Below are 18,927 nucleotides of genomic sequence, written 5' to 3' on the forward strand. Positions count from 1 at the left end.
ACGTCCCCGCGCCCCGAGTCCCCGCGCACCGTCCCACCCGAAGGTCACCCATGCCCCTCTCCCTGCGGACGCGCGTGAAGCGCCGCGTCCGCCCGCCCGCCGCGGTGCTCCGCGTGATCCGCCTGAACAACGGGTTCCAGCTGTTGTTCAACCTGCTGTGGTGGATGCCCGTCTTCTACCAGTACCAGAAGCAGGCGGGTCTGTCGGACAGTCAGATCTTCGGCATCCAGAGCGTCTACTACGTGGCGTTCTGCCTGCTGGAGATACCCACCGGCTTCATCGCCGACCGCATCGGACAGCGCCGCTGCATGCAGCTCGGCGCGGCCGCGATGACCGCGGCGAACCTCCTCCCGGTCGCCTCGCCGTCCTTCGCGGGCTTCATGGCGCACTTCCTGGCCATCGCCACCGCCCGCTCGCTGGTGTCCGGGGCCTCCAGCGCCTACCTGTACGAGTACCTGCACGAGCACGGCGCCGGCGAGCACTACGTCCAGGCCGAGGGCACGGCCCGGGCGCTCGGCCTCTGGGCGAAGATCGCCTGCTGGCCGCTGGTCGGCGTCCTGATGGACGTCCGGCACGAGGCCCCGTACGTGCTGACCGCGCTCTCCACCCTCGGTTCGCTGGCCTGCGCCGCGGCCCTCCCGGCGATCGCCGCGCCCCGGCCCCACGGGGGCGGTGAACCGCCCGCGGAGCGCGTCGGGCTGCTCGATTCGGCCCGGCAGGCCGCGAAGGTGCTCGGCACGTCACGGTCCCTCGGGCCGCTGATGGTGCAGGGCGTGGCCATCTTCACGCTCGCCCGCATCTGCCAGGTCAACCTCTTCCAGCCGCTGCTCCTCGAGAAGCACCTCCCCGTCGCCGACCACGGCGCGGTGCTGTCGGCGATGACGGTCGCCGAGGCCGTCGGTTCGGCGAGAACAGGCTGGTTGCGCGGCAGACTGTCCGACACCACCGTGGTGACCGTGCTCAGCGTGGTCATGGCACTCACGCTCGCGGCCACCACCCTGTCGGGGGCACCGGGCACCATCCTGTGGCTGTGCGTGTTCGCCGCCGCGGCGGGCCTCGCGTACCCGGTGCAACGCAACCTGATCAACGCGGCCATCCCGCCCACCCCTTACCGGGCGACCCTGCTGTCGGTGGAGTCCATCATCGACCGCGGCGTGTGCGCGCTGGTGGCGCTGGCCGTCGGTGCCTACCTGGCGGCCGACCGTCTCGACGCGCTCCTCGTGCACGCGGCGGCGGGCACCTGTCTGCTGCTGCTCGTGGTGGGCGTCGTCCTGGGACGGCTGCGCCGGGACGGCGCGCGGACGGCGACCGGTCGGCCCTGATGCGGCGGTCGGCCCTGATGCGGCGGTGAGCCCGTCATACGTCGGTGAGCCCTGGCCCGCCGCTCAGCCCTGGTACGCGGGGTCGGCCGCGCGCGGCGGCCAGACCCCGGTGTCGAGGATGCCGAGGGTGTAGGCGCGCGCCACCAGAGCCGGGCGCGAGTCCGCGTCGAGTGCGACGCGCAGTCGGCGCAGGTGGTAGTCCAGGGCCTGGCGCGACAGCCCCAGGTCGGTGGCGATGGCTCCGTTGGACCGGCCGCCCGCCATGAGGGAGAGGACCCGCAGCTGCACCGGGCTGATTGGGACGGTGGCGCCGAACTCGACGCTGCGCGAGGTCAGTACGGCCGAGACCCGGTAGGGAGCCCCGCGGCGCCTGATCACCGCGAGATCCGCGCGGAGCACCTTGCACTCGCCGGAGGCCGTGCCGCAGACCACGGAACACGTGCGCCGGGAGGCCTTGCCGCTGACCAGCTCCGCCCACGCGTGCCGCACCGCCCGGGGGTCCCCGCGCACGTGCCCGAGGGCGCGGCTGCCCTCCAGGGAGGCGCGGTCACCCCCCAGCAGTTCCGCGACGCCGCCGCTGACCCGCTGTACGCGCCCCCGCAGGTCCAGGGTCACGATCGCCAGGCCCGAACGCTCCCACAGGGCATGGAGTTCCTCGGCGGCCGCGGCCTTGTCCTCCAGAGCCCGGGCCTGCTCGGTGACGTCCGCGTAGATGCCGCCCACGCGGGGCCCCCGGCCGAGGTCCAGGACGAAGCGGTGCCCGGTCACCTGCCGGGGCGTTCCGTCAGGGTGCCGGAAGACGAGGGTGTGCCGGACGGGACGGCGTGACGACAGCACGTCGCGGTCCAGTGCCCGGAACATGGCGGCGTCGTCGGGGGCGTCGATCTCCTCGACCGTCCGGCCGACCACGGCGTGCGGCTCCATCCCGTAGAGGTGGGCGTAGGCGGCGTTCACCCACAGATACCGGCCGTGTCCGTCGCGGATGAAGGCGGGCGCGGGGGCGTACGAGGCGAGGGCCTCGAACCACCGCGCGGTTTCCGGGGCGTCCTGGCTCCCGCTCCCGCTCCCGCCCACGCCCCGCGGAGACTCGCGGTCCGTGTCCCGGTCCGTGCCCCCGCCCCCGCCCCCGTCCCCCTCGCGGTCCCCGCCGACCGCCGACCGTATCTGCCCGGGTTCGTTCTTCGTGTACATGCCTGTTTCTGTCTCTCGGAATGCCGCTCACGCTGCGGGCGGGAGGTCAACTTAGCCGGTTTTGAACGAAGTTGCGTGCACGGGCAACGGAATGTCTGGTACTGGCCCCTCGCCGTCCCGCGCTACCTGTGCAGCAGGGCGCAGACGAAGTCCTCCTGGACCTCCCGGACCTGTGCGAGCAGATCGGGGTTGCTGTTGAGGGCTGTCTGCGTGGTGATCGAGAAGGTCAGCGAACGCCGTCCGTCGGCGGTGGCCGCCACCAGCTGCGTGTAGCCGGGTGTGTTGCCGGTGTGGCCGTACACCGCTCCGCAGCGCGTGGTGTAGCGGTAGATCGCCAGGCCCGCGTCGGTGCGGCCCGGGCCGGGGGGCTGGGACAAGGCGCCGGGGATGAAGGTGAATTGCTCTCGTCGGGTGCGGTCGGAGATCAGCGTGCCGCCCGCGTAGCCCCGGATGAACGCGGTCAGGTCCTTCGGCGTCGAGACGATGCCCCCGGCCGCCCAGGCCCCGGAGGCGCCCACGGCCTCGCTGACGTCGACGGGCCCGGCCTGCGGATCGATCTGGTAGCCGTGCAGGAAGGGCGCGGGCAGCCGGTAGCCCTGGGGCAGGCTCGTGGCATCCATGCCCAACGGCTCGTAGACGAGCTCGCGCAGCAACTCCTCATAGCGGCGTCCCGTGGCGGCCTCGGCCATGAGGGCGACGGCGATGTTGTCGGAATTGGAGTACTGGTAGTGGCTGCCCGGCCGGAACGCGAGGTCCTCGTCGGCGACGAAGTCCAGCAGGTGCCGGGAGTCGAAGCGGTGGCGGGGGTCCGCTGAGATGATGTCCGCGAACCCCTGGGACGCCGAGTAGTCGGGCAATCCGCTGGTGTGGTTGAGGAGTTGGCGCAGGGTCACCCGGTGCCAGGCGGTGGGCTGACCCGGCAGGACCTCACCGATGGTGTCGTCCAGGTGCAGGCGGCCGCGGTCGACGAGCGTCAGCGCCACCGCTCCGCTGAAGGCCTTGGCGACACTGGCGATCCGCATGTGGTCGGTCGTCCGCGGCGGCCGACCGCTCTCCACATCGGCCACCCCCGCCCGGTAGGTCTGCGTACGGTCCCCGTCGCGCAGGACGGCGATGACCCCGGGGGGCCCGTCGGGCCTCGCCACCAGCTCCCGCAGCTCCTGCTGGAGGGAGGCCCCGGGCGGCGGATTCCGGTCCGCTCCGGCCTGCGCCGGCTGCACGGTGGCGGCGAGCACCACGCCGCACACGGCGGTGGCGGCGGCCAGGCGGATCCGGCCGGTGTGGCCGTACGGGCGTCGGGACACGGGGGTACCTCCCGGGGAAGACGGAGCGCGGTGGCCCACGATGGCAGCAGCCGTACGGGCGCCGCCGCCGACGCGGCCGCACCCCGGCGAGCAGTGGCCCATCCGGCCCTGGCGGGCCCGCGGGGGCGGGAACGCGCCGACGCGCGGAGAATGGAGCCATGCCGATGCAGGGCAGAGGAAGACCGCGCTCGCGCGGCCGGATCCCGGCCGTGGCCACTGTCTCCGCCGCCGTTGCCGCCACGTGCCTGCTGTCGGGGTACCCGGGCTCCGGCACGAGGACGCCCTTCGCGTCGGCGTCCATCGCGTCGGCGTTCGTTCCGGTCCCCGCCGCCTCGCCCGACGGTTCCTGTCAGCCCTCCCTGCCGGACAGCTTCTGGCGTGCCCCCGTGGACGCGCTTCCCGTACACCCGCGCTCCGCGCAGTACGTCTCCTCGATCGGCTCCACGGCGCCCCTGCACCCGGACTTCGGGTCGGGGCTCGCCGACGGCCGGCCCTTCGGCATTCCCGTCACCGTCCTGGACACGACGGTGCCTGAATCTAAGGTCACGCTGGACTACGCCGAGGAAAGCGATGCGTCCGGGTACCGGATCCCGCAGAACGCCAGGATCGAGAACGGTCCGGCGAGCGACGGGGACCGGCACGTCATCGTCTGGGACCGCGCCCTGTGCAGGTCCTACGAGCTCTGGGACGCACACCCCCAGGGCGGCAACGCCTGGCACGCCGGCTCGGGCGCGGTCTTCGACCTGCGGAGTCACGCCTTGCGGCCCGCCGGGCGGACCTCGGCCGATGCCGCCGGGCTCGCCGTCCTGCCCGGTCTGGTGCGCTTCGACGAGGTGGCGAGCGGCTCGGTCGACCACGCGATCCGCATCACCGTGCCGCGCACGGACCGGAGCTACGTCTGGCCCGCACGGCACCAGGCGGGATCGGCGGCGGACGCGTCGCTGCCCCCCATGGGGCTGCGGCTGCGGCTCAAGAGCGCGGTGGACACCTCGCGGCTGGCCCCGCAGGCCAAGGCCGTGGCCGAGGCGCTCAAGACGTACGGCGCCATCGTCGCCGACAACGGCTCGGCCTGGTACATCTCGGGCGACGAGGACCCCCGCTGGGACAACGCCCAGCTCGACGGACTCAAGGACTTCAAGGGATCGGACCTCGAGGCCATCGACGCGTCGGGCCTCCAGCGGTCGCCGGACTCGGGCGCCGTCGCACCGCGCTAGCCGCCCTCGGGCCGAGTGGCCGGTGGACCGGTGAGTCGTCGGGTCGTCGAACCGGTGGCGTGAAAGCGATCACCGGTCCGCTCGCCTGACGAGTGATCACTATGCTGACGGCATGCTCGACATACCTCTTTCAGCGCTGGAAGTCGCGATGGTCCAGACGGACACCCGCGCCGTGGCCACCCTGCGGGACACCGCCGCCTTCGCACAGGGATTGGAGCGGCTGGGCTACGACCGGATCTGGTACGCCGAGCACCACCACTCGCCCGCGATCGGCGCGTTCCCGCCGGTGGTGCTGATCGCGCACTCCGCCGCCTCGACCTCCACCATCCGGCTGGGCTCGGGCGGGGTGCTCGCACCCCACCACGCCCCCCTCATGCTGGCGGAGCAGTTCGGCACGCTGGCCGCGCTGCACGAGGACCGCATCGACCTCGGCGTCGGCCGCGGCCCCGGCACCTTCGACGAAGGCATCGCCCGGGCGCTCCGCCGCGGCGCCGGGCCGACGACCGATGCCGCGTACGAGAGCGACGTGGCCGCGATCCTGTCCTTCCTGGTGGACGAGGTCGCCCTCGGCCCGCTGCCGGAGCCGTGGCTGCTGGCCTCCAGTACCGCGGGCGCCGCGCTCGCCGCGAAACTAGGACTGCCGGTCGCCGTCGCCCACCACATCCGCCCGGACAACACCGCCGCGGTCCTGGAGCGCTACCGGGCGGAGTTCACCCCGTCCCGCTGGTGCGAGCGGCCCCGGGTGCTGCTGTGCGTGGAGGCGGTGTGCGCCGACACGGACGAGGAGGCCGCGTGGCGGGTGCGGCCGATGGAGGTCGTCAAGGCCGGGCTCCTCAAGGGCGTGAGCGACAAGCCCTTCCCCACGCCGGCGGAGGCCGCCGCCCACTCCTTCACGGAGGAGGAGCGGCAGGCACTGGCCCACTTCCGGGCCCAGCAGGCCGTGGGGGCGCCGGAAACCGTCGTACGCCGGCTCGGTGAGCTGGTGCGCGGGACGGGAGCGGACGAACTGATGCTGACCACGCCGGTCTACGACCTCGGAGACCGCCTGCGCTCCTACGAGCTCATCAAGACGTACTCCGAGGCCACGACCGCACCGTAGGGCTGCGGTCCTCAGGAGGGCTTCGTCGCGGAGAAGGCGGTGACGGTCACCTTGTTGTCGCACTCCGCGAAGACCCCGTCGTCCATGGCGATCTGGTGCGAGCCGGCACCGGGCACGCCCAGGACGATCGTGGGGAAGCTGGCCGGGGTGGCGCCGGACACGCAGTAACCGTCGGCCTCGCCCTGCACGTTGACGAAGGTGAGCTTCGTCCAGGCGCGGGCGCCCGGGGCCAGCGACACCGCGGTGGCCGCACCGCTGTGGGTGGTGGCCAGCGGGAGGTTGTGGTCGGGGGAGCCGTTGCCGGCACCGGCGACCGTCGGGAAACCGGTGAGTGTGCAGGGGCTCTTCGAGGTGTTGGTCACCGGGACGATGGCCGCTCCCGTGCCGGTGCCCGGCGGCCGGACATCGGCCTGGTGGGCATCCGAGACCTTGATCTGGGCGGTGGTGCAGGCCTTGGCCCCGCCGCCCGCGCCGGGTCCGGCGGGGCTCGGCTTGGTGTGGTCGGCGCCGCCGGTGGGCGCCTTCGACGGAGCCGACGCGGCCGCCGACGGCGAGGAGGCCGACGACGGGGCGGACGGGGCGGACGGTGAGGACGACGGCTTGGCGACCGCGCCGGCGGCGCCGGCCGGCGTACAGCCCGTCATCAGGGCCGAGACGGCCACCGCCGCGGCCAGCGCCACCGAGGTCCGGCCGATGCCTGCTGAGTACTGCATGAGAGCTCCCCGAGGTTCACTGCCGGTCCGCACCGGCACGCGTGGTCGGACACGCCACAGAGGCCCACCCGGGTTCTCCACGGCAGGGGCTTGTGGCCGTTCCGTGACGCGACCCCAACAAAACCACGATCACCACGACCGGAACCCGGACACGCCCAATCCCTCCCGGGAGAACACCCGGCGGTCCACGGCCCGGATGCGCCGTTCGTGCACGCGAGCGGGTGTGGGGGGCGCGACCGGTCAGGTGCGGGACGGCTGATGCCCGTCGCCCGAGGCGGTGTCGTCGCGCAGCACGCCGTAGCGCACGACATCCCGCCACTTCCCGTCGCGGAACACGGTGCTGCGCAGCACGCCCTCGGCGGTGAAGCCGGACTTCTCCAGCGCGCGCTGTTCGGCGATGTTCTCCGTCTCGGTGTCCGCCTCGAGCCGGACCACCGGAGTGTGGGCGAACAGGTACCGCACCAGCGACCGTTGGGCCCGCGTGCCGACCCCGCGCCCCCGGCCCTCCGGCAGCAGCTGCGCTCCGATGTTCCAGTAGTACGAGCTCCGTGAGGTCACGACCTTCCGCCAGGCCACGAAGCCGAGCGGGTCGGCGCCGGAGACCACGGTCAACCGGCCGCCGTCGTCACCGAGCATGCCGTCCTGCGCCCAGCTCCGCCGCCAGCGCCCCGGATCCGACCACCCCAGCCACTGGAAGGGTCCGGTCGCCACCGGATCCGTCAGGAACCGCTCGAGCAGCGGGAGATCGGCCTCGACCACTGGACGCAATATCACGGGATCTTCGCTCATCTCGCTCACTTTAGGCCTGCCGGTGCGCCTCCCCGCGCGCGCCCCTCGGGCCGTGCGGCGCGCCCATAGCGCACTCGCGTCGTGAACACCACTTCCGAACACTTCTGATCCGGCCGGAATGAGACGGAATGACAGTTCGAATTCCTCGGCCCCGCGCGGGCCGATACCCCGTCGACCTCCCGCTACGGCGCCCCTCACCGCGGGCGGACCCCGGTCCGCGCCGGAATATGGCGCCGTCAATGGCGCGTAAGAGATCCTCCGGTCCGATGAACTCCGGCGAAACCCCGCATGAGGGCGGTCAGGCGTAGTTAGGCTCCCGCCCACCGGTCAGAAGATCTCTTCTTTCGATGGTTCGAGGACGCCGATGGAGCAAAAAGATATTCCCCCCGAAGCCGCCCGCCCGGAGGTGCGTACGAGCCGGATGCTGGCGGCCGTCGCGGCCCTCGCGGCCGCCTGCCTGGTCGGGGCGCTCGCTTCCTCCTCGGAACCGGTCCGCACCGCCTGGATCGCCGCGGGCGCCGCCTGCACCGCCGCGGCCCTCGTCGAAGCACTGCGACGCGGCCGTGCGCTCACCGCCCGGCGCGCCGAACTCGCGTCCCTGCGGCACACCCTGGCCCGGCAGGAGACCGAGGCCGTGCGGCTGTCCCAGGTGGTGCTGACCGAGGCCATCGAGCGGCTGCGCAAGGGCGAGCTGCCCGAGGACGTGCTGACCTCCCTGGGCGGCCGTGGCGGACAGGGCACCCGGTGGGGCGACGACAGAGCCCTGACGCCGACCTTCAGAGGCGCCCTCCAAGCGGTGCTGGCCCACGTCATCGACGCGGTCGACAACGAGGAGAGCCTGCGCGACTCGGCCCAGCGCGCCTTCGTCAACATCGCCCGCCGCGTGCAGGCGATCGTCCACCAGCAGGCGCACGAGATGCGGGAGATGGAGGACCGGCACGGCCGCAACCCCGATGTCTTCGGCGACCTCCTGCGCCTCGACCACGGCACCGCCCTGATCGGGCGGCTCGCCGACTCCATCTCGGTCCTCGGCGGGGCGCGCCCCGGCCGCCAGTGGAGCCGGGCCGTCACCCTGTACAGCGTGCTGCGCGGCGCGATGTCGAGGATCATCGACTACCAGCGCGTGGAGCTCCACTCGGTCTCCGAGGTCGCCGTCGTCGGCCCGATCGTGGAACCGCTGATCCACATCCTCGCGGAACTGCTGGACAACGCCACCCGCTACTCGCCGCCGCACACCCGGGTCCACCTGACGGCCGCCGAGGTGCAGTCGGGCATCGCCGTGGAGATCGAGGACGGCGGCCTCAGCATGAGCGAAGAGGCCCGCAGGCGCGCCGAGAAGATGCTCGCGCAGGCTCAGTCCGGCATCGACCTCAACGACCTCGGTGAGACACCGCGGCTCGGCCTCGCGGTCGTCGGCCGGCTGGCGCAGGCGTACGGGTTCCAGGTCTCCCTGCGCTCCTCCGCGTACGGCGGCGTCCGCGCCGTGGTCATCGTGCCGCAGCACCTGATCACCATGGCGTCCGCGGCGACCGGACTCGCCCACGGCATCGGCTCCTCCTCGGGGCCCCGGGCCGTGACCCCCGCGTCGCGCGAGCGGCAGGGAGACCGGCCGTCGATCACCGGGCCCATGCCCCGGCCCGCCCCGGCACCCGGGCCGGCGCGCGTCACCGGCGGCCCGGCCGCCGAACGCACCGCGGGCGGCCTGCCGCAGCGGCGCCGCAAGGACCGTGCCACCACCTCCGACGCCCGGCCGGCCATGCAGCCGCAGTCGGCCCAGGACCCCGGCCCCGGCATGTGGCTGGAGGCGTTCCACACCGGACTGTCCGGCGGGTCCGGCCACGACGCCGACGACACCCAGGGCGCGTCGGGTTCAGCGACCAAAGGGGCGTAACAGATGATTACTCAGCGAAGCAGCATGGACTGGATGCTCAAGGACCTGGCCGCCGGAGTGCCGCAGACGCGGCACGTGATCGTGCTGTCGGCGGACGGGCTCTGCGTGGCGCAGTACGGGGCCGAGACCGACACCGCCGACCGGCTGGCGGCGGCCTGCGCGGGCCTGCAGAGCCTCGCCGGAGCGGTCGCCTCCGAACTGCCGCGCTCCGAGGGCAGGATGCGCCTCGTCGTGATCGAGATGGACGGCGGGTTCTTCTACCTGATGGCGGCCGGTGACGGCTCCTACCTCGCCGTCCTCGCCGACGAAGGGGTCGACGCGGGCCTGATGGGCGCACAGATGCGCGCCCTGGTGTCCCGGATGGGGGACCACCTGAGCAGCCCACCGCGACATGACGGGCTACCCGCGTGAGTGAACCGCCCGCAACCTGGGAGACCGGCAGTCCCGAACGGCTCTACGTCATCACCGGCGGGCGCAGCGGACCCTCCACCGCGGTCCACCTCGATCTCGTGACCCTGGTCGTGGCCAAGGTGGCCGCCCGGCCCGAGATGCAGCCCGAACAAGCGGCGATCCTGCGGATGTGCCAGTCACCGCTGTCGGTCGCGGAGATCGCCGCGTACGCCGGTCTGCCCGTGAGCGCCATCACCGTACTGGTCGGAGACCTGATGGCCGCCCGGCGCGTGCAGGTCCGCCCGCCCGTTCCCGCCGCACAGCTACCCGACCTTGCTCTGATCGAGGCAGTGATCGATGGACTTCAGAAACTCTGACGCGCCCGCCGGGCCGCGCGACGCGGACATACTGCCGCAGACGGCCGCGGCCGCCGTCAAGGTCGTCATCGTCGGCGGCTTCGGCGTGGGCAAGACCACGATGGTCGGCGCGGTCAGCGAGATCAAACCGCTGACCACGGAGGAGACGATGACCCGCGCCGGCATCGGCGTGGACGACACCCGGGGCGTGGCGCGCAAGACCACCACGACCGTGGCCATGGACTTCGGCCGCATCAGCGTCAACGACGAGCTCGTCCTGTACCTCTTCGGAACGCCCGGGCAGGAGCGCTTCTGGTTCCTCTGGCGCGGGCTCTTCGAGGGCGCGCTCGGCGCGGTCGTCCTCCTCGACACCCGTCGGCTGGAGATCAGTTTCGACGTCATCGGGCGGCTCGAGGAGCGGGGCGTCCCCTTCGTCGTGGCCGTCAACTCCTTCCCCGGCGCGCCCGACCACCCGCTGGAGGAGCTGCGCCAGGCCCTCGACCTGCCCCCCGCCGTCCCGATCGTCGTGTGCGACGCCCGACGACGGGACTCCTCCCGCGATGTCCTGCTGACCCTCATGCGCTACCTGTACACCCAGGCAGCGACCCAGGAGGCAATGTGAGCACCCACCCCGCCCCTCCGCCCGAGTGCCCCGCCCACGCGGCGGGAGCCGGGGGCGGCCTGTACCGCCTCCACGGCCCGGAGGCGCAATCCGACCCCCTGGGGCTGTACGAGAAGCTACGGGCCGAGCACGGACCGGTGGCCCCCGTGCTGGTCAGCGGCGACCTGCGGGCCTGGCTGGTCCTCGGCCACCGGGAGAACCTGGAGGTGGCGCGCACCCCTTCCCGGTTCGCCCGCGACCCCCGGGGCTGGCGCGACATGAAGGAGGGTCTGGTGCCGCCGGACACACCGCTGGGCCCCATGGTCACCTGGGTTCCGGTGTGCAACTTTACCGACGGGCCCGTCCACGAGCGGCTGCGCGGAGCCGTGGTGGAGTCCCTGGAGCGCTTCGACAAGCGTGGCATCCGCCGCTACGTGACCCGGTTCGCCAATCAGCTCGTCGACCAGATCGCGGGCGACGGGTACGCCGATCTGGTGGCCTCGTTCTCCGACCAGCTTCCCATGCTCGTCATGACGCAGCTGGTCGGAGCACCTGACGAACACGGCCCCATGCTGGTCAACGCGGCCCGCGACATGCTCCAGGGGACCGAGACGGCCCTCCAGAGCGACCGGTACGTCACCACCACGCTGGAACAGCTGGTCGCGGCGCGCAAGGTCCAGCCGGCCCGGGACCTCGCCTCCTGGCTGATGGAGCACCCGGCGAACCTGACCGACACCGAGGTGCTGATGCACCTGCGCGTCGTGCTGATCGCGGCGTACGAGACCACCGCCAACCTGATCGCCAACACCCTGCGGACCGTGCTGACCGACCCGCGCTTTCGCGCGAGCCTGTCCGGGGGCCACATGACCCTGCCCGACGCGCTGGAGCAGGTCCTGTGGGACGACCCGCCCATCAACACGATCATCGGGCGGTGGGCCACCGGAGACACCGTGCTCGGCGACCAGCAGGTGAAGGCCGGCGACATGCTCCTGCTCGGCCTGGCCGCGGGCAACGTCGACCCGCAGATCAGGCCCGATCCCCGGACCTCCGTTCACGGAAACCGCTCCCACCTGGCGTTCAGCAGCGGGCCGCACGAGTGCCCCGGCCAGGACATCGGCCGCGCCATCGCGGACACCGGCATCGAGGTCCTGATGGACCGGCTGCCCGACCTCCAATTGGCCGTCGACCCGAGCGAACTGCGGTGGCGGGGCACGCTCATGTCGCGTCATCTGCTGTCGCTGCCGGTGCAGTTCGCCCCGCGCCCGGCGCCCGAGGCGCCGTCCCCGAGCGAGGCGCGGAACCCGGCCACGGCCCAAGCCCGGGCCGGGCACGCGGCACACCCGCCGCGGCAGGTGCTGATCCCGCCGCAGCCGACGCGGGCGCCCCGGGCCGCCCTCCACCGGCGCGGCGTCAGCTGGTGGCGCCGGCTGTTCGGCCGCCGCGCCTGAGAGTGGACGGTGCGCCTCGGGCCCCGGCCGTACCGCCGGGGCCCGGGGTGGCGCTCGTCATCAGTCGCGCAGCTGCCGCCACCAGGACGCGAGAGCGGGCAGGTCCTCCGGCGGCCCGGTCCGGGTGTCGCTGGGTGCGTCCGCGAACCGGATGTCGAACCGGGCCTCGGTGAGCGGGAGTTCGTACCGGTTGCGCGGGCTCGCGTACCGGGGAGCCCGGCTCTGCCACGCGATGCAGCCCGCCACGTAGTGACCCAACGCCGTCAGATGACGGCGCAGTTCCTCGTCCGCGTCCCTCGCCAGCCGCCGCCGCAGCGCGATGAAGAGGACCATCACCCGGTCGCGCAGCGCCACCGCGAGCGGTACGGCCTCGGCGGGGGAGCAACTCTCTTGATGGGCCAGGACATTGACGAGATTGATCTCGCTCGGCTCCAGGTGGTCGTCCTTGTCGTAGGAGAAGAGGTCGTTGTCCGCGCTGACGACGAAACCCGCCGCGTCCGTCAGCGCCGTCAGGGCTGGCGAGCAGAGCACCTCCGCGGGCAGCCGGTCCCCGCGGGCGACGTCGGACCAGGTCAGCGAGAAGCGCGTACCGTTCGCCAGCGGCCCCATCGCGACGAAGTCGTTCAGCGTCGGCATGGCTCCCGCCTCGGCCCGCGCGGCCCGCCAGGCCGCCCCCAGCAGCCAGTCGCGCGTCCCCTCGGTGAACCTGCGCAGCTCGAAGGGGCTGAGCACGGCATGGGTACGCCGCACCAGGTCCGCCAGGGCGCGGGTCATGGGGCCCTCGGGCAGCAGGGAGGCCCCGGGGTCCTCGATGGTCCGCAGGAGCCGTACGCCGTGCTCGACGACCGCGCCCGTCCCCACCTCGTCGGAGCCCGAATCCTGCCAGTCGTCCACGGCGTTGGCCCAGTAGTTCCACTCGGTGAACAGCAGGAGGGCCTCGACGTCGCCCGTGGGGATGATGCGGCAGGAGAAGTCGGCGCTGTGCGTGGCGAGACCCCATGCGCGCTCCACCGGATCGGGGTACAGGCCGAAGGAGTCCAGCCACTCGACCGCCCGCGCCTCCACTCGCTTCGCCCCGGGATGGACGAGGTCGCGCTCCAAGGGGCAGTAGAAGGCGGGCAGGCGCGTACCGAGCCGGGACCCGCGGACGGCCGGCGGGGAGGGGCGCGGGGCCGCCGGGGTGGGGTGCGGACGCGCGGTCATCGGCCGCCCCGGGTCCGGAAGCGCAGCAACCGCGTCTCCACCGCGTGGTCACGCCAGAGCCGGAAGAGCTTGCTGTGCGTGATCGTCGACTGCTCCAGCCGTTCGCCGCTCCACGCGCCCGGCTCGCCGCCGGAACCCGCCCGCAGCCGGTCGAGTTCGGCGGTGTTCCAGGCCATGGACTGCACCCAGAACTCCGACACCGAGTCGGTCACGTCCTCGTCCTGCACCAGCTCGAAGCCGGCCGACTCGGCCGCGGCCAGGTAGTCGTCCCGGGTCGCCAGCCGCGTTCTGTAGTAGCCGTCTATGAAGTCGGACCATTCGGTGCGGCACAGGAAGTGCTCCTGGATCCCGAACCACCCGCCGGGCTCCAGGGCCCTGCCGACGACCTCGAAGAGGCGGGCCCGGTCCGTGTAGCCGCTGCTCTCGTTGGCGTAAGCGGCGTCGTAGGCGCGGAACTCGTCCAGGTCGTGCACATCCGCCAGGAGCGGCTCCACCAGGTCCCCGACCCCGGCTTGCCGGGCGAAGTGCCGGACGACGGGGACGTGTTCCTCCGCGACGGTGAGTCCGGTGACCGATGAACCGTGCTCCTGCGCCCAGTAGAGCGACGTACCGCCCAGGCCGCAGCCGATGTCCAGGACCCGGCGGGGCGGCGCCTCGTACGCGCCCCACGAGAGGGCCGCGTGGCCGACTATCCGCTCCTGTGCCTCGCGGAGTTGCCGTTTGAGCGCGCTCTGGGACACGGTGGTCGGAGCGGGTGGTCCGCCGGGGTACAGGCCCACGTGGAAGTGCACGCGCGGGCCCGGACCGTACTTCTGGAGGATCTCCTGTGTCTTGCGGCTGTAGTAGAGCCGCACGGGATCGTCCGCGGGTAAGCCCTGCTCGCCGCCTAAGGACGACACGAGGGGTGTGACGCGCATGGGATGTCCGCCCTTCAGGGGGTAGGGCTGGTCTCCGGGACGCGCTGGCGCCGCTCTCATCGCGTCCGGACCGGCACAATGTTGAAGCACGGATCATCGTGGCACCTGGTGAGCCCCACGTCAGCCCACCGGGCACGACGGAGCGGATCGGATGTGCTCCGGCGGACTCGCGGGCGCGCGGGCGTGCACGACCACCACCCCGGCGATTTCGCGCCCCCCGCTCCCGTCCCACCGCAGGTGGGAGCGTACGTCGCGCTCCGAACGCGGCCCTCCGACGCCCCGGCGCGCCGCGCCACGCACCGGCGCGGCGGCGCGCGGGAGGGGGTGGGCGCGAGGTGCGGTGCGCCCCTGCGGGTGTCAGTACGGGACGGTCCGGGCGGTGCTGATGGCACCGCCCGGGTGCGCGGGTGCGCTGCGCGGGGGTCAGGAGCGGTCGAGGCCCCAGGTCTGGAGCACGTACGGCCTGCCCTTCTCCTCGCCCTTGATCAACGGCACGTCGAGGAGCCGGAATCCGGCGCTGGTGGCCACGGCGACGCTGGCGGCGTTCTCGGCCTCCAGCTCCAGGATCACCTGGTCCACGCCCAGGTGATCGAAGGCGTACGCGGCCATGACCCGCACCGCGCGGACGGCCAGCCCCCGGCCCCGGTGGGCGGGGCCGATCGCGTAGCCGAGCTCCGTGCCCTCGGGTGCCCGCTTCAGCATCACCTCGCCGAGCGGTGCGCCGCCGTCGACGGTGATGGCGAGCTGGAGGGCCGTGCCCTCCGCGTGGAGCTGCCGGGCCCGGTCCAGCCGGGTGCGGGCGGCCTCGTCGTCGAAGGGGGAGACGATCGGCGTCCAGTACGCGATGTCCGGGTGGTCGAACAGCGCGGGCATCGCGGCCAGGTCCGCCTCCGTCCACGCGCGCAGGACCAGGCCCTCCGCCGTCAGCTCGACCCGCTCGGGAAAGGACGGTGTGGCGCTGCTCATGCGGGGGGACCTCCGTGGCCGGTGCGGGAGGAGGCAGGATATCCGGGGCCGTGGGTCAGGTCATCGGATTATCGGACGGTGGCGCCCGGGGCCGGCCCAGGGGGCCCCGGCGGTCGGCGCACGCCGGTGGTCCGGACAGGAGGACCCTGTCCGGACCACCGCGGTGGCGACCAACCGCCACCGGTGATGTGCCGCGGGAGTGTTCAGCTCGCGCTCACCAGGACGCGGACCATGCCGAGCCCGGAGGGCAGGTCGGTCAGTGCCTTGCCCACGATGGCGCCGAAGGCGCGCTCGCGGTCGGTGACCCGGCACGCGTGGCCGGTCGTGGCGGAAGTGGTGAGCAGGTCCCCGCAGTGGATGGGGGCCTCCGAGGCGTCGGCCCGTACCCACAGCTTGCCCATGAGGGCGATGGGGGCTCCGCCCTCGTGGTCGTCGAGCACCATGGCCGGCTGGACTCCGCCGGCTCCGGAGACGATCCCCGCGACCCGCGCGTCGTAGGCCCGGGAACAGGGCCGGATCCGGCCCCCGTCGTCGAGTACGACGACCATGCCCGCGCTGACCTCCGGGTCGGCGACGGTGAGGGCTTCCGCGTAGTCCGCTCCCGGATGGGTGATGCGGCCGGTCACGTGCACATTGCCCTCGAAGTACCCGGCCATGCCTTGCGAGAGGTTGATGCCGACCACGGCGCCGTGGTCGTACGAGTGGGAGACGCCGCGGACGCCTTCGAACGTCTTGCTCTCGCCGTAGACTCCCGCGCCGCTGCCCGGCTCGGGGTTGTCGTTGATGCCGACCACCCCCGCCGCTCCCAGCGAGTGGCTCACGCCGTGGCAGCCTTCACCCGCGCTGCTCTCGAACCAGCCGGCGTCCCCTCGCCCGTTGGTCTTGTCGTTGACGCCCACGACCGCGCCGTGTTCGGAGTGGCTGATCCCGCGGACGCCCTCGCCCTGGAAGCTTTCGCCCGTCAGGGCCTGACCCGTTCCGCGGTTGCTCACGGAGAGCGACGGTTCGCCGCCCGTGGTTTCGCCCCGCGAGGACTCGTTGAAGTTGATCTTCGTCATCTCGGCTCCTCGGTAAGGAGTGGCCCCGGCGATGCGCTGCCCGGCGGTGTACGGCCCGGCCGTCCCGCGTAGCGGCGCCTTGTCCGGGGGGATCCCTGTACGACTCTTTGCGGATCCGGATTCCATGGTGGGCCGGGCCGCGGGCGCCGCGACCCCCTGAAACGGGGGATGTACGGGCCGCGGGATCAGTGCGTCAGCGCGGCGATGAGCTCGTCGCGGCCGGCTGCCCCCGTCTTGCGGAAGAGGGCCTTGAGGTGGTCGTTGACCGTGTACGGCGAGAGCTCCAGGTGCCGGGCGATCTGTTTGACGGCCGCGCCGGTGCGGAGCGCGTCCAGGGTGTCGCGTTCGCGGGGCGTGATGCCGTACCAGGCGCAGAACGAGGGCAGGACGAGGTCCGCGACGGCGCCCTGGAGGACGAGGGCGACATCGCCCGCGCCGTCCGGGTCGAGGGCCTCGCCCTGGAAGGTCATCCAGCGGCCGCAGACGGCCGGAGGCGCGCACACCAGCGGCGCCCACGCGTCGGGGTCCCGGGCGTGGGCCCGGGCGGCGAGGGCGAGGGCGACGAGGAACGGCTCGGGAAGCCAGCCGGGGACGGTCCGCCCTCCCCGCAGGTGGTTCAGCCACGCCGTGGCCTGGGGGCTGATCGCCTTGATCCGGTGGTCGCCGCCGACCGTGACCACTCCGGTGGGCAGCGGGGGAGCGGCGGTGGCGGCGGCGAGCGGACCGGTGGTCGCGTAGCGCCGCAGGGCGGCCACCAGCGCGGGCCGGAGGCGCGCCGCCCGCTGGACGTCGTCCTGGCTGAACGGGCAGGCGCCCGTGCAGCGCAGCAGCGCGAGGGAGCCCCACACGCCGTGGACGTCCTCGATGAGCAGCCGGAGTTCGGAGCCCGCCCCGTGCTCCGCGAGGATCTGCCCTATCCGCGGGTCGGGCGGGCCCTGACCGGCCGGCCCCACCACGGCGGCCGGGGTCCGCAGCCCGGCGAGCGCGGCCGGCCGGCAGGGGTCGCCCTCCAGATAGCGGTGCATGACCAGAGCCGTGACCAGCGCGGGTTCGTACTGGTGCCAGAAACTGAAGCTGCCGAGGCCGAGCCCCGTCGCCGGATCGGTGGCCACCATGCTGAGCGCGTCGTGCGCGATGATGGGGCTGAGCACCCGGGACATCCCGGCCCCCACCCCCTCGGGCCCAGCCTTCTGACGTGCGGCGGCGTACAGATCACGCGCCACTCGTCCGGGGTCGAAGAATGTGAGGGCCACTGCCTCCCACTATCGCAGCGGCAGCCTTCCCGCACCTGTCGGCCAGGCCGCGCTGTCGGGGCAGTCAGCCTTGGTCCAGGTCGCGACGAGGTCGCGGCAGACGACGGAGAGCGTGCCGTTCCAGAACGCGATCTCGTGGCTGCAGCCGCTCCGGTGGGGCAGGACCTCGTCGAGGATCACGGTCCCGAGGTCTGCCCGGTCCTCGGGCTCGGCGTCGGTATGGAAGCGGGAGACCCCGGTGTAGCGGATGACCAGGTCTTCGTCGTGCTTCCAGCAGTTGTGCCGGAACCGGAGCTCTGCCTGCTGGTCACCGGCTTCGCCGCCCCGGATCTGCTGGAGTTCCAGATCCTTCACGCACCGCTTGCCGGAGAAGTCGTAGTGGTCCGGGTCAGTGGCGAAGTCCCGGGCCCCGGGCGGAAGGGCGTCAGCCAGCGAGGGCAGACGCTCCAGGTATCGAGCAGGGCACAGGACGCCTGACAGGTCGCCGACCCGGGCATTCAGATTGATGTACTCCATCGTCCTTCGTCCCGCTCGCGGCTGTGCTGACCAACGAATCGTCGCACGACCTGCGGGACGAAGGCCCCGGCGTACCGGCCCGGCGGCTCCCGTCGTATCAGACGTAGTACATCGGGCAGTTGCGGCGTATCGCGTGCTGGGCCGCGCGGAGGTATACGGCCACGTAGTAGGACGCGTCCAGGTCATCGGACCAGGCGCCCGGGTGGGAAGCGGCCGCGGCGGAGGCGGAGGGGCTGTCGAACCAGTTGCCGAGGTCGAGATTGTCGCAGTGCAGCGGGACGTGGTGCGGCAGGGCGATGCTGTCGGCCAGGAGCTGTGCCGCGTCACGCGCACGATGCGCACTGCGCACGGTGGTGATCTCGCTGTACGGGGCCGGCACCGGCAGCTTGACGGGCTCGTCGAAGTCGATCGGGAGGAGCAGGTCCCAGTCGAGAAGGGCGTCGCAGCACGCGTCGCCGTCCGGCTGGGCCCGGCAGAGACGCTCGAAGCTTTGGATCGGCCGGTTCATCTTCTCCTCGAACGACATACCGGAGTGCGGGGCGAAGGCGCCCGAAGGCGGTGGCGGGCAGGGGGCGAGGCCGCGCCGCTCCAGCTCCGGGGCGATGGCGAGGGCCGCGGGCCGGAGGACGTCGTCGGCCGCCCAGTCGTCGCCATGGACACTGCACAGGTAGATTCCCATGCCGCGAACCTACGGCC

At 72.7% G+C, this 18,927-nt stretch carries 19 protein-coding genes; 8 read left to right on the forward strand and 11 right to left on the reverse strand.

Going from position 1 to position 18,927, the window contains the following annotated elements:
- Positions 1-50 precede the first annotated feature (50 nt).
- A complete protein-coding gene (locus tag ABT084_RS00505) occupies positions 51-1,322 on the forward strand; it encodes an MFS transporter (RefSeq protein ID WP_351037294.1) in 1,272 nt (423 codons plus the stop codon).
- Between the two features lie 63 nt (positions 1,323-1,385).
- On the opposite strand, the gene ABT084_RS00510 is transcribed toward ABT084_RS00505, so the two are convergent.
- Both ABT084_RS00510 and ABT084_RS00515 read right to left on the reverse strand, forming a co-directional pair.
- A complete protein-coding gene (locus ABT084_RS00510; protein WP_351037296.1) occupies positions 1,386-2,513 on the reverse strand; it encodes a PAS domain-containing protein in 1,128 nt (375 codons plus the stop codon).
- Positions 2,514-2,635: 122 nt separating this feature from the next.
- Complete coding sequence (locus ABT084_RS00515) at positions 2,636-3,817, reverse strand: serine hydrolase domain-containing protein (protein WP_502968797.1); 1,182 nt, start codon at positions 3,815-3,817, stop codon at positions 2,636-2,638.
- A gap of 209 nt (positions 3,818-4,026) precedes the next feature.
- Between ABT084_RS00515 and ABT084_RS00520 the strand changes: the two genes are divergently transcribed.
- Both ABT084_RS00520 and ABT084_RS00525 read left to right on the forward strand, forming a co-directional pair.
- Positions 4,027-5,031 carry a hypothetical protein gene (locus ABT084_RS00520; protein ID WP_351037298.1) on the forward strand — a complete coding sequence of 335 codons (1,005 nt, stop codon included), beginning with the start codon at positions 4,027-4,029 and terminating at the stop codon, positions 5,029-5,031.
- Positions 5,032-5,143: 112 nt separating this feature from the next.
- Positions 5,144-6,130 (forward strand): MsnO8 family LLM class oxidoreductase, encoded by a 987-nt coding sequence (locus ABT084_RS00525; RefSeq protein ID WP_351037300.1) that lies wholly within the window; start codon positions 5,144-5,146, stop codon positions 6,128-6,130.
- A gap of 11 nt (positions 6,131-6,141) precedes the next feature.
- Here the strand turns inward: ABT084_RS00525 and ABT084_RS00530 are convergent, their stop codons facing one another.
- Together ABT084_RS00530 and ABT084_RS00535 are read right to left on the reverse strand one after the other, a co-directional pair.
- Positions 6,142-6,843 carry a DUF4232 domain-containing protein gene (locus ABT084_RS00530; protein WP_351037302.1) on the reverse strand — a complete coding sequence of 234 codons (702 nt, stop codon included), beginning with the start codon at positions 6,841-6,843 and terminating at the stop codon, positions 6,142-6,144.
- 240 nt (positions 6,844-7,083) lie between these two features.
- On the reverse strand, positions 7,084-7,632 hold the full coding sequence (locus ABT084_RS00535; RefSeq protein ID WP_351037304.1) for a GNAT family N-acetyltransferase: 549 nt from the start codon (positions 7,630-7,632) through the stop codon (positions 7,084-7,086).
- 364 nt (positions 7,633-7,996) lie between these two features.
- Between ABT084_RS00535 and ABT084_RS00540 the strand changes: the two genes are divergently transcribed.
- The 5 genes from ABT084_RS00540 to ABT084_RS00560 are packed head-to-tail and all read left to right on the forward strand — an operon-like array spanning position 7,997 to position 12,318.
- Positions 7,997-9,523, forward strand: coding sequence for a sensor histidine kinase (locus ABT084_RS00540; RefSeq protein ID WP_351037306.1), 1,527 nt, complete (start codon positions 7,997-7,999; stop codon positions 9,521-9,523).
- A gap of 3 nt (positions 9,524-9,526) precedes the next feature.
- Positions 9,527-9,934: a roadblock/LC7 domain-containing protein gene (locus tag ABT084_RS00545; RefSeq protein ID WP_351037308.1), complete on the forward strand. Its 408-nt coding sequence runs from the start codon at positions 9,527-9,529 to the stop codon at positions 9,932-9,934.
- A complete protein-coding gene (locus ABT084_RS00550; protein WP_351037310.1) occupies positions 9,931-10,290 on the forward strand; it encodes a DUF742 domain-containing protein in 360 nt (119 codons plus the stop codon). The genes ABT084_RS00545 and ABT084_RS00550 overlap by 4 nt, the downstream gene beginning before the upstream one ends.
- Positions 10,271-10,891, forward strand: coding sequence for a GTP-binding protein (locus ABT084_RS00555; protein ID WP_351037312.1), 621 nt, complete (start codon positions 10,271-10,273; stop codon positions 10,889-10,891). Before ABT084_RS00550 ends, ABT084_RS00555 begins: the two co-directional genes overlap by 20 nt.
- Positions 10,888-12,318: a cytochrome P450 gene (locus ABT084_RS00560; RefSeq protein ID WP_351037314.1), complete on the forward strand. Its 1,431-nt coding sequence runs from the start codon at positions 10,888-10,890 to the stop codon at positions 12,316-12,318. Before ABT084_RS00555 ends, ABT084_RS00560 begins: the two co-directional genes overlap by 4 nt.
- A gap of 60 nt (positions 12,319-12,378) precedes the next feature.
- Here the strand turns inward: ABT084_RS00560 and ABT084_RS00565 are convergent, their stop codons facing one another.
- From ABT084_RS00565 to ABT084_RS00595, 7 genes are all read right to left on the reverse strand, one after another.
- Positions 12,379-13,521 (reverse strand): terpene synthase family protein, encoded by a 1,143-nt coding sequence (locus tag ABT084_RS00565; RefSeq protein ID WP_351037316.1) that lies wholly within the window; start codon positions 13,519-13,521, stop codon positions 12,379-12,381.
- Positions 13,518-14,438, reverse strand: coding sequence for an SAM-dependent methyltransferase (locus ABT084_RS00570; protein WP_351037318.1), 921 nt, complete (start codon positions 14,436-14,438; stop codon positions 13,518-13,520). Before ABT084_RS00570 ends, ABT084_RS00565 begins: the two co-directional genes overlap by 4 nt.
- A 423-nt stretch (positions 14,439-14,861) precedes the next feature.
- Positions 14,862-15,404, reverse strand: a complete 543-nt coding sequence (locus tag ABT084_RS00575) for a GNAT family N-acetyltransferase (protein WP_351037320.1) — start codon at positions 15,402-15,404, stop codon at positions 14,862-14,864.
- A gap of 203 nt (positions 15,405-15,607) precedes the next feature.
- Complete coding sequence (locus ABT084_RS00580) at positions 15,608-16,462, reverse strand: hypothetical protein (protein WP_351037322.1); 855 nt, start codon at positions 16,460-16,462, stop codon at positions 15,608-15,610.
- 185 nt (positions 16,463-16,647) lie between these two features.
- Positions 16,648-17,613 carry a helix-turn-helix transcriptional regulator gene (locus ABT084_RS00585; RefSeq protein WP_351037323.1) on the reverse strand — a complete coding sequence of 322 codons (966 nt, stop codon included), beginning with the start codon at positions 17,611-17,613 and terminating at the stop codon, positions 16,648-16,650.
- A gap of 111 nt (positions 17,614-17,724) precedes the next feature.
- Positions 17,725-18,231, reverse strand: coding sequence for a hypothetical protein (locus tag ABT084_RS00590; protein WP_351037325.1), 507 nt, complete (start codon positions 18,229-18,231; stop codon positions 17,725-17,727).
- A gap of 97 nt (positions 18,232-18,328) precedes the next feature.
- Entirely contained in the window at positions 18,329-18,910 is a 582-nt protein-coding gene (locus tag ABT084_RS00595; protein WP_351037326.1) for a hypothetical protein, read from the reverse strand.
- Positions 18,911-18,927 lie beyond the last annotated feature (17 nt).

Source organism: Streptomyces sp. NPDC002138 (assembly GCF_040296485.1).
Classification (GTDB): Bacteria; Actinomycetota; Actinomycetes; order Streptomycetales; family Streptomycetaceae; genus Streptomyces.

Excerpts from the sequence above, each read along its gene's own strand:
- ABT084_RS00505 (WP_351037294.1), top strand. The coding sequence starts at position 51 with ATGCCCCTCTCCCTGCGGACGCGCGTGAAGCGCCGCGTCCGCCCGCCC.
- ABT084_RS00595 (WP_351037326.1), bottom strand. The coding sequence starts at position 18,910 with ATGGGAATCTACCTGTGCAGTGTCCATGGCGACGACTGGGCGGCCGAC.
- ABT084_RS00540 (WP_351037306.1), top strand. The coding sequence starts at position 7,997 with ATGGAGCAAAAAGATATTCCCCCCGAAGCCGCCCGCCCGGAGGTGCGT.
- ABT084_RS00525 (WP_351037300.1), top strand. The coding sequence starts at position 5,144 with ATGCTCGACATACCTCTTTCAGCGCTGGAAGTCGCGATGGTCCAGACG.
- ABT084_RS00575 (WP_351037320.1), bottom strand. The coding sequence starts at position 15,404 with ATGAGCAGCGCCACACCGTCCTTTCCCGAGCGGGTCGAGCTGACGGCG.
- ABT084_RS00530 (WP_351037302.1), bottom strand. The coding sequence starts at position 6,843 with ATGCAGTACTCAGCAGGCATCGGCCGGACCTCGGTGGCGCTGGCCGCG.
- ABT084_RS00580 (WP_351037322.1), bottom strand. The coding sequence starts at position 16,462 with ATGACGAAGATCAACTTCAACGAGTCCTCGCGGGGCGAAACCACGGGC.
- ABT084_RS00510 (WP_351037296.1), bottom strand. The coding sequence starts at position 2,513 with ATGTACACGAAGAACGAACCCGGGCAGATACGGTCGGCGGTCGGCGGG.
- ABT084_RS00590 (WP_351037325.1), bottom strand. The coding sequence starts at position 18,231 with ATGGAGTACATCAATCTGAATGCCCGGGTCGGCGACCTGTCAGGCGTC.
- ABT084_RS00535 (WP_351037304.1), bottom strand. The coding sequence starts at position 7,632 with ATGAGCGAAGATCCCGTGATATTGCGTCCAGTGGTCGAGGCCGATCTC.
- ABT084_RS00555 (WP_351037312.1), top strand. The coding sequence starts at position 10,271 with ATGGACTTCAGAAACTCTGACGCGCCCGCCGGGCCGCGCGACGCGGAC.
- ABT084_RS00565 (WP_351037316.1), bottom strand. The coding sequence starts at position 13,521 with ATGACCGCGCGTCCGCACCCCACCCCGGCGGCCCCGCGCCCCTCCCCG.
- ABT084_RS00545 (WP_351037308.1), top strand. The coding sequence starts at position 9,527 with ATGATTACTCAGCGAAGCAGCATGGACTGGATGCTCAAGGACCTGGCC.
- ABT084_RS00570 (WP_351037318.1), bottom strand. The coding sequence starts at position 14,438 with ATGCGCGTCACACCCCTCGTGTCGTCCTTAGGCGGCGAGCAGGGCTTA.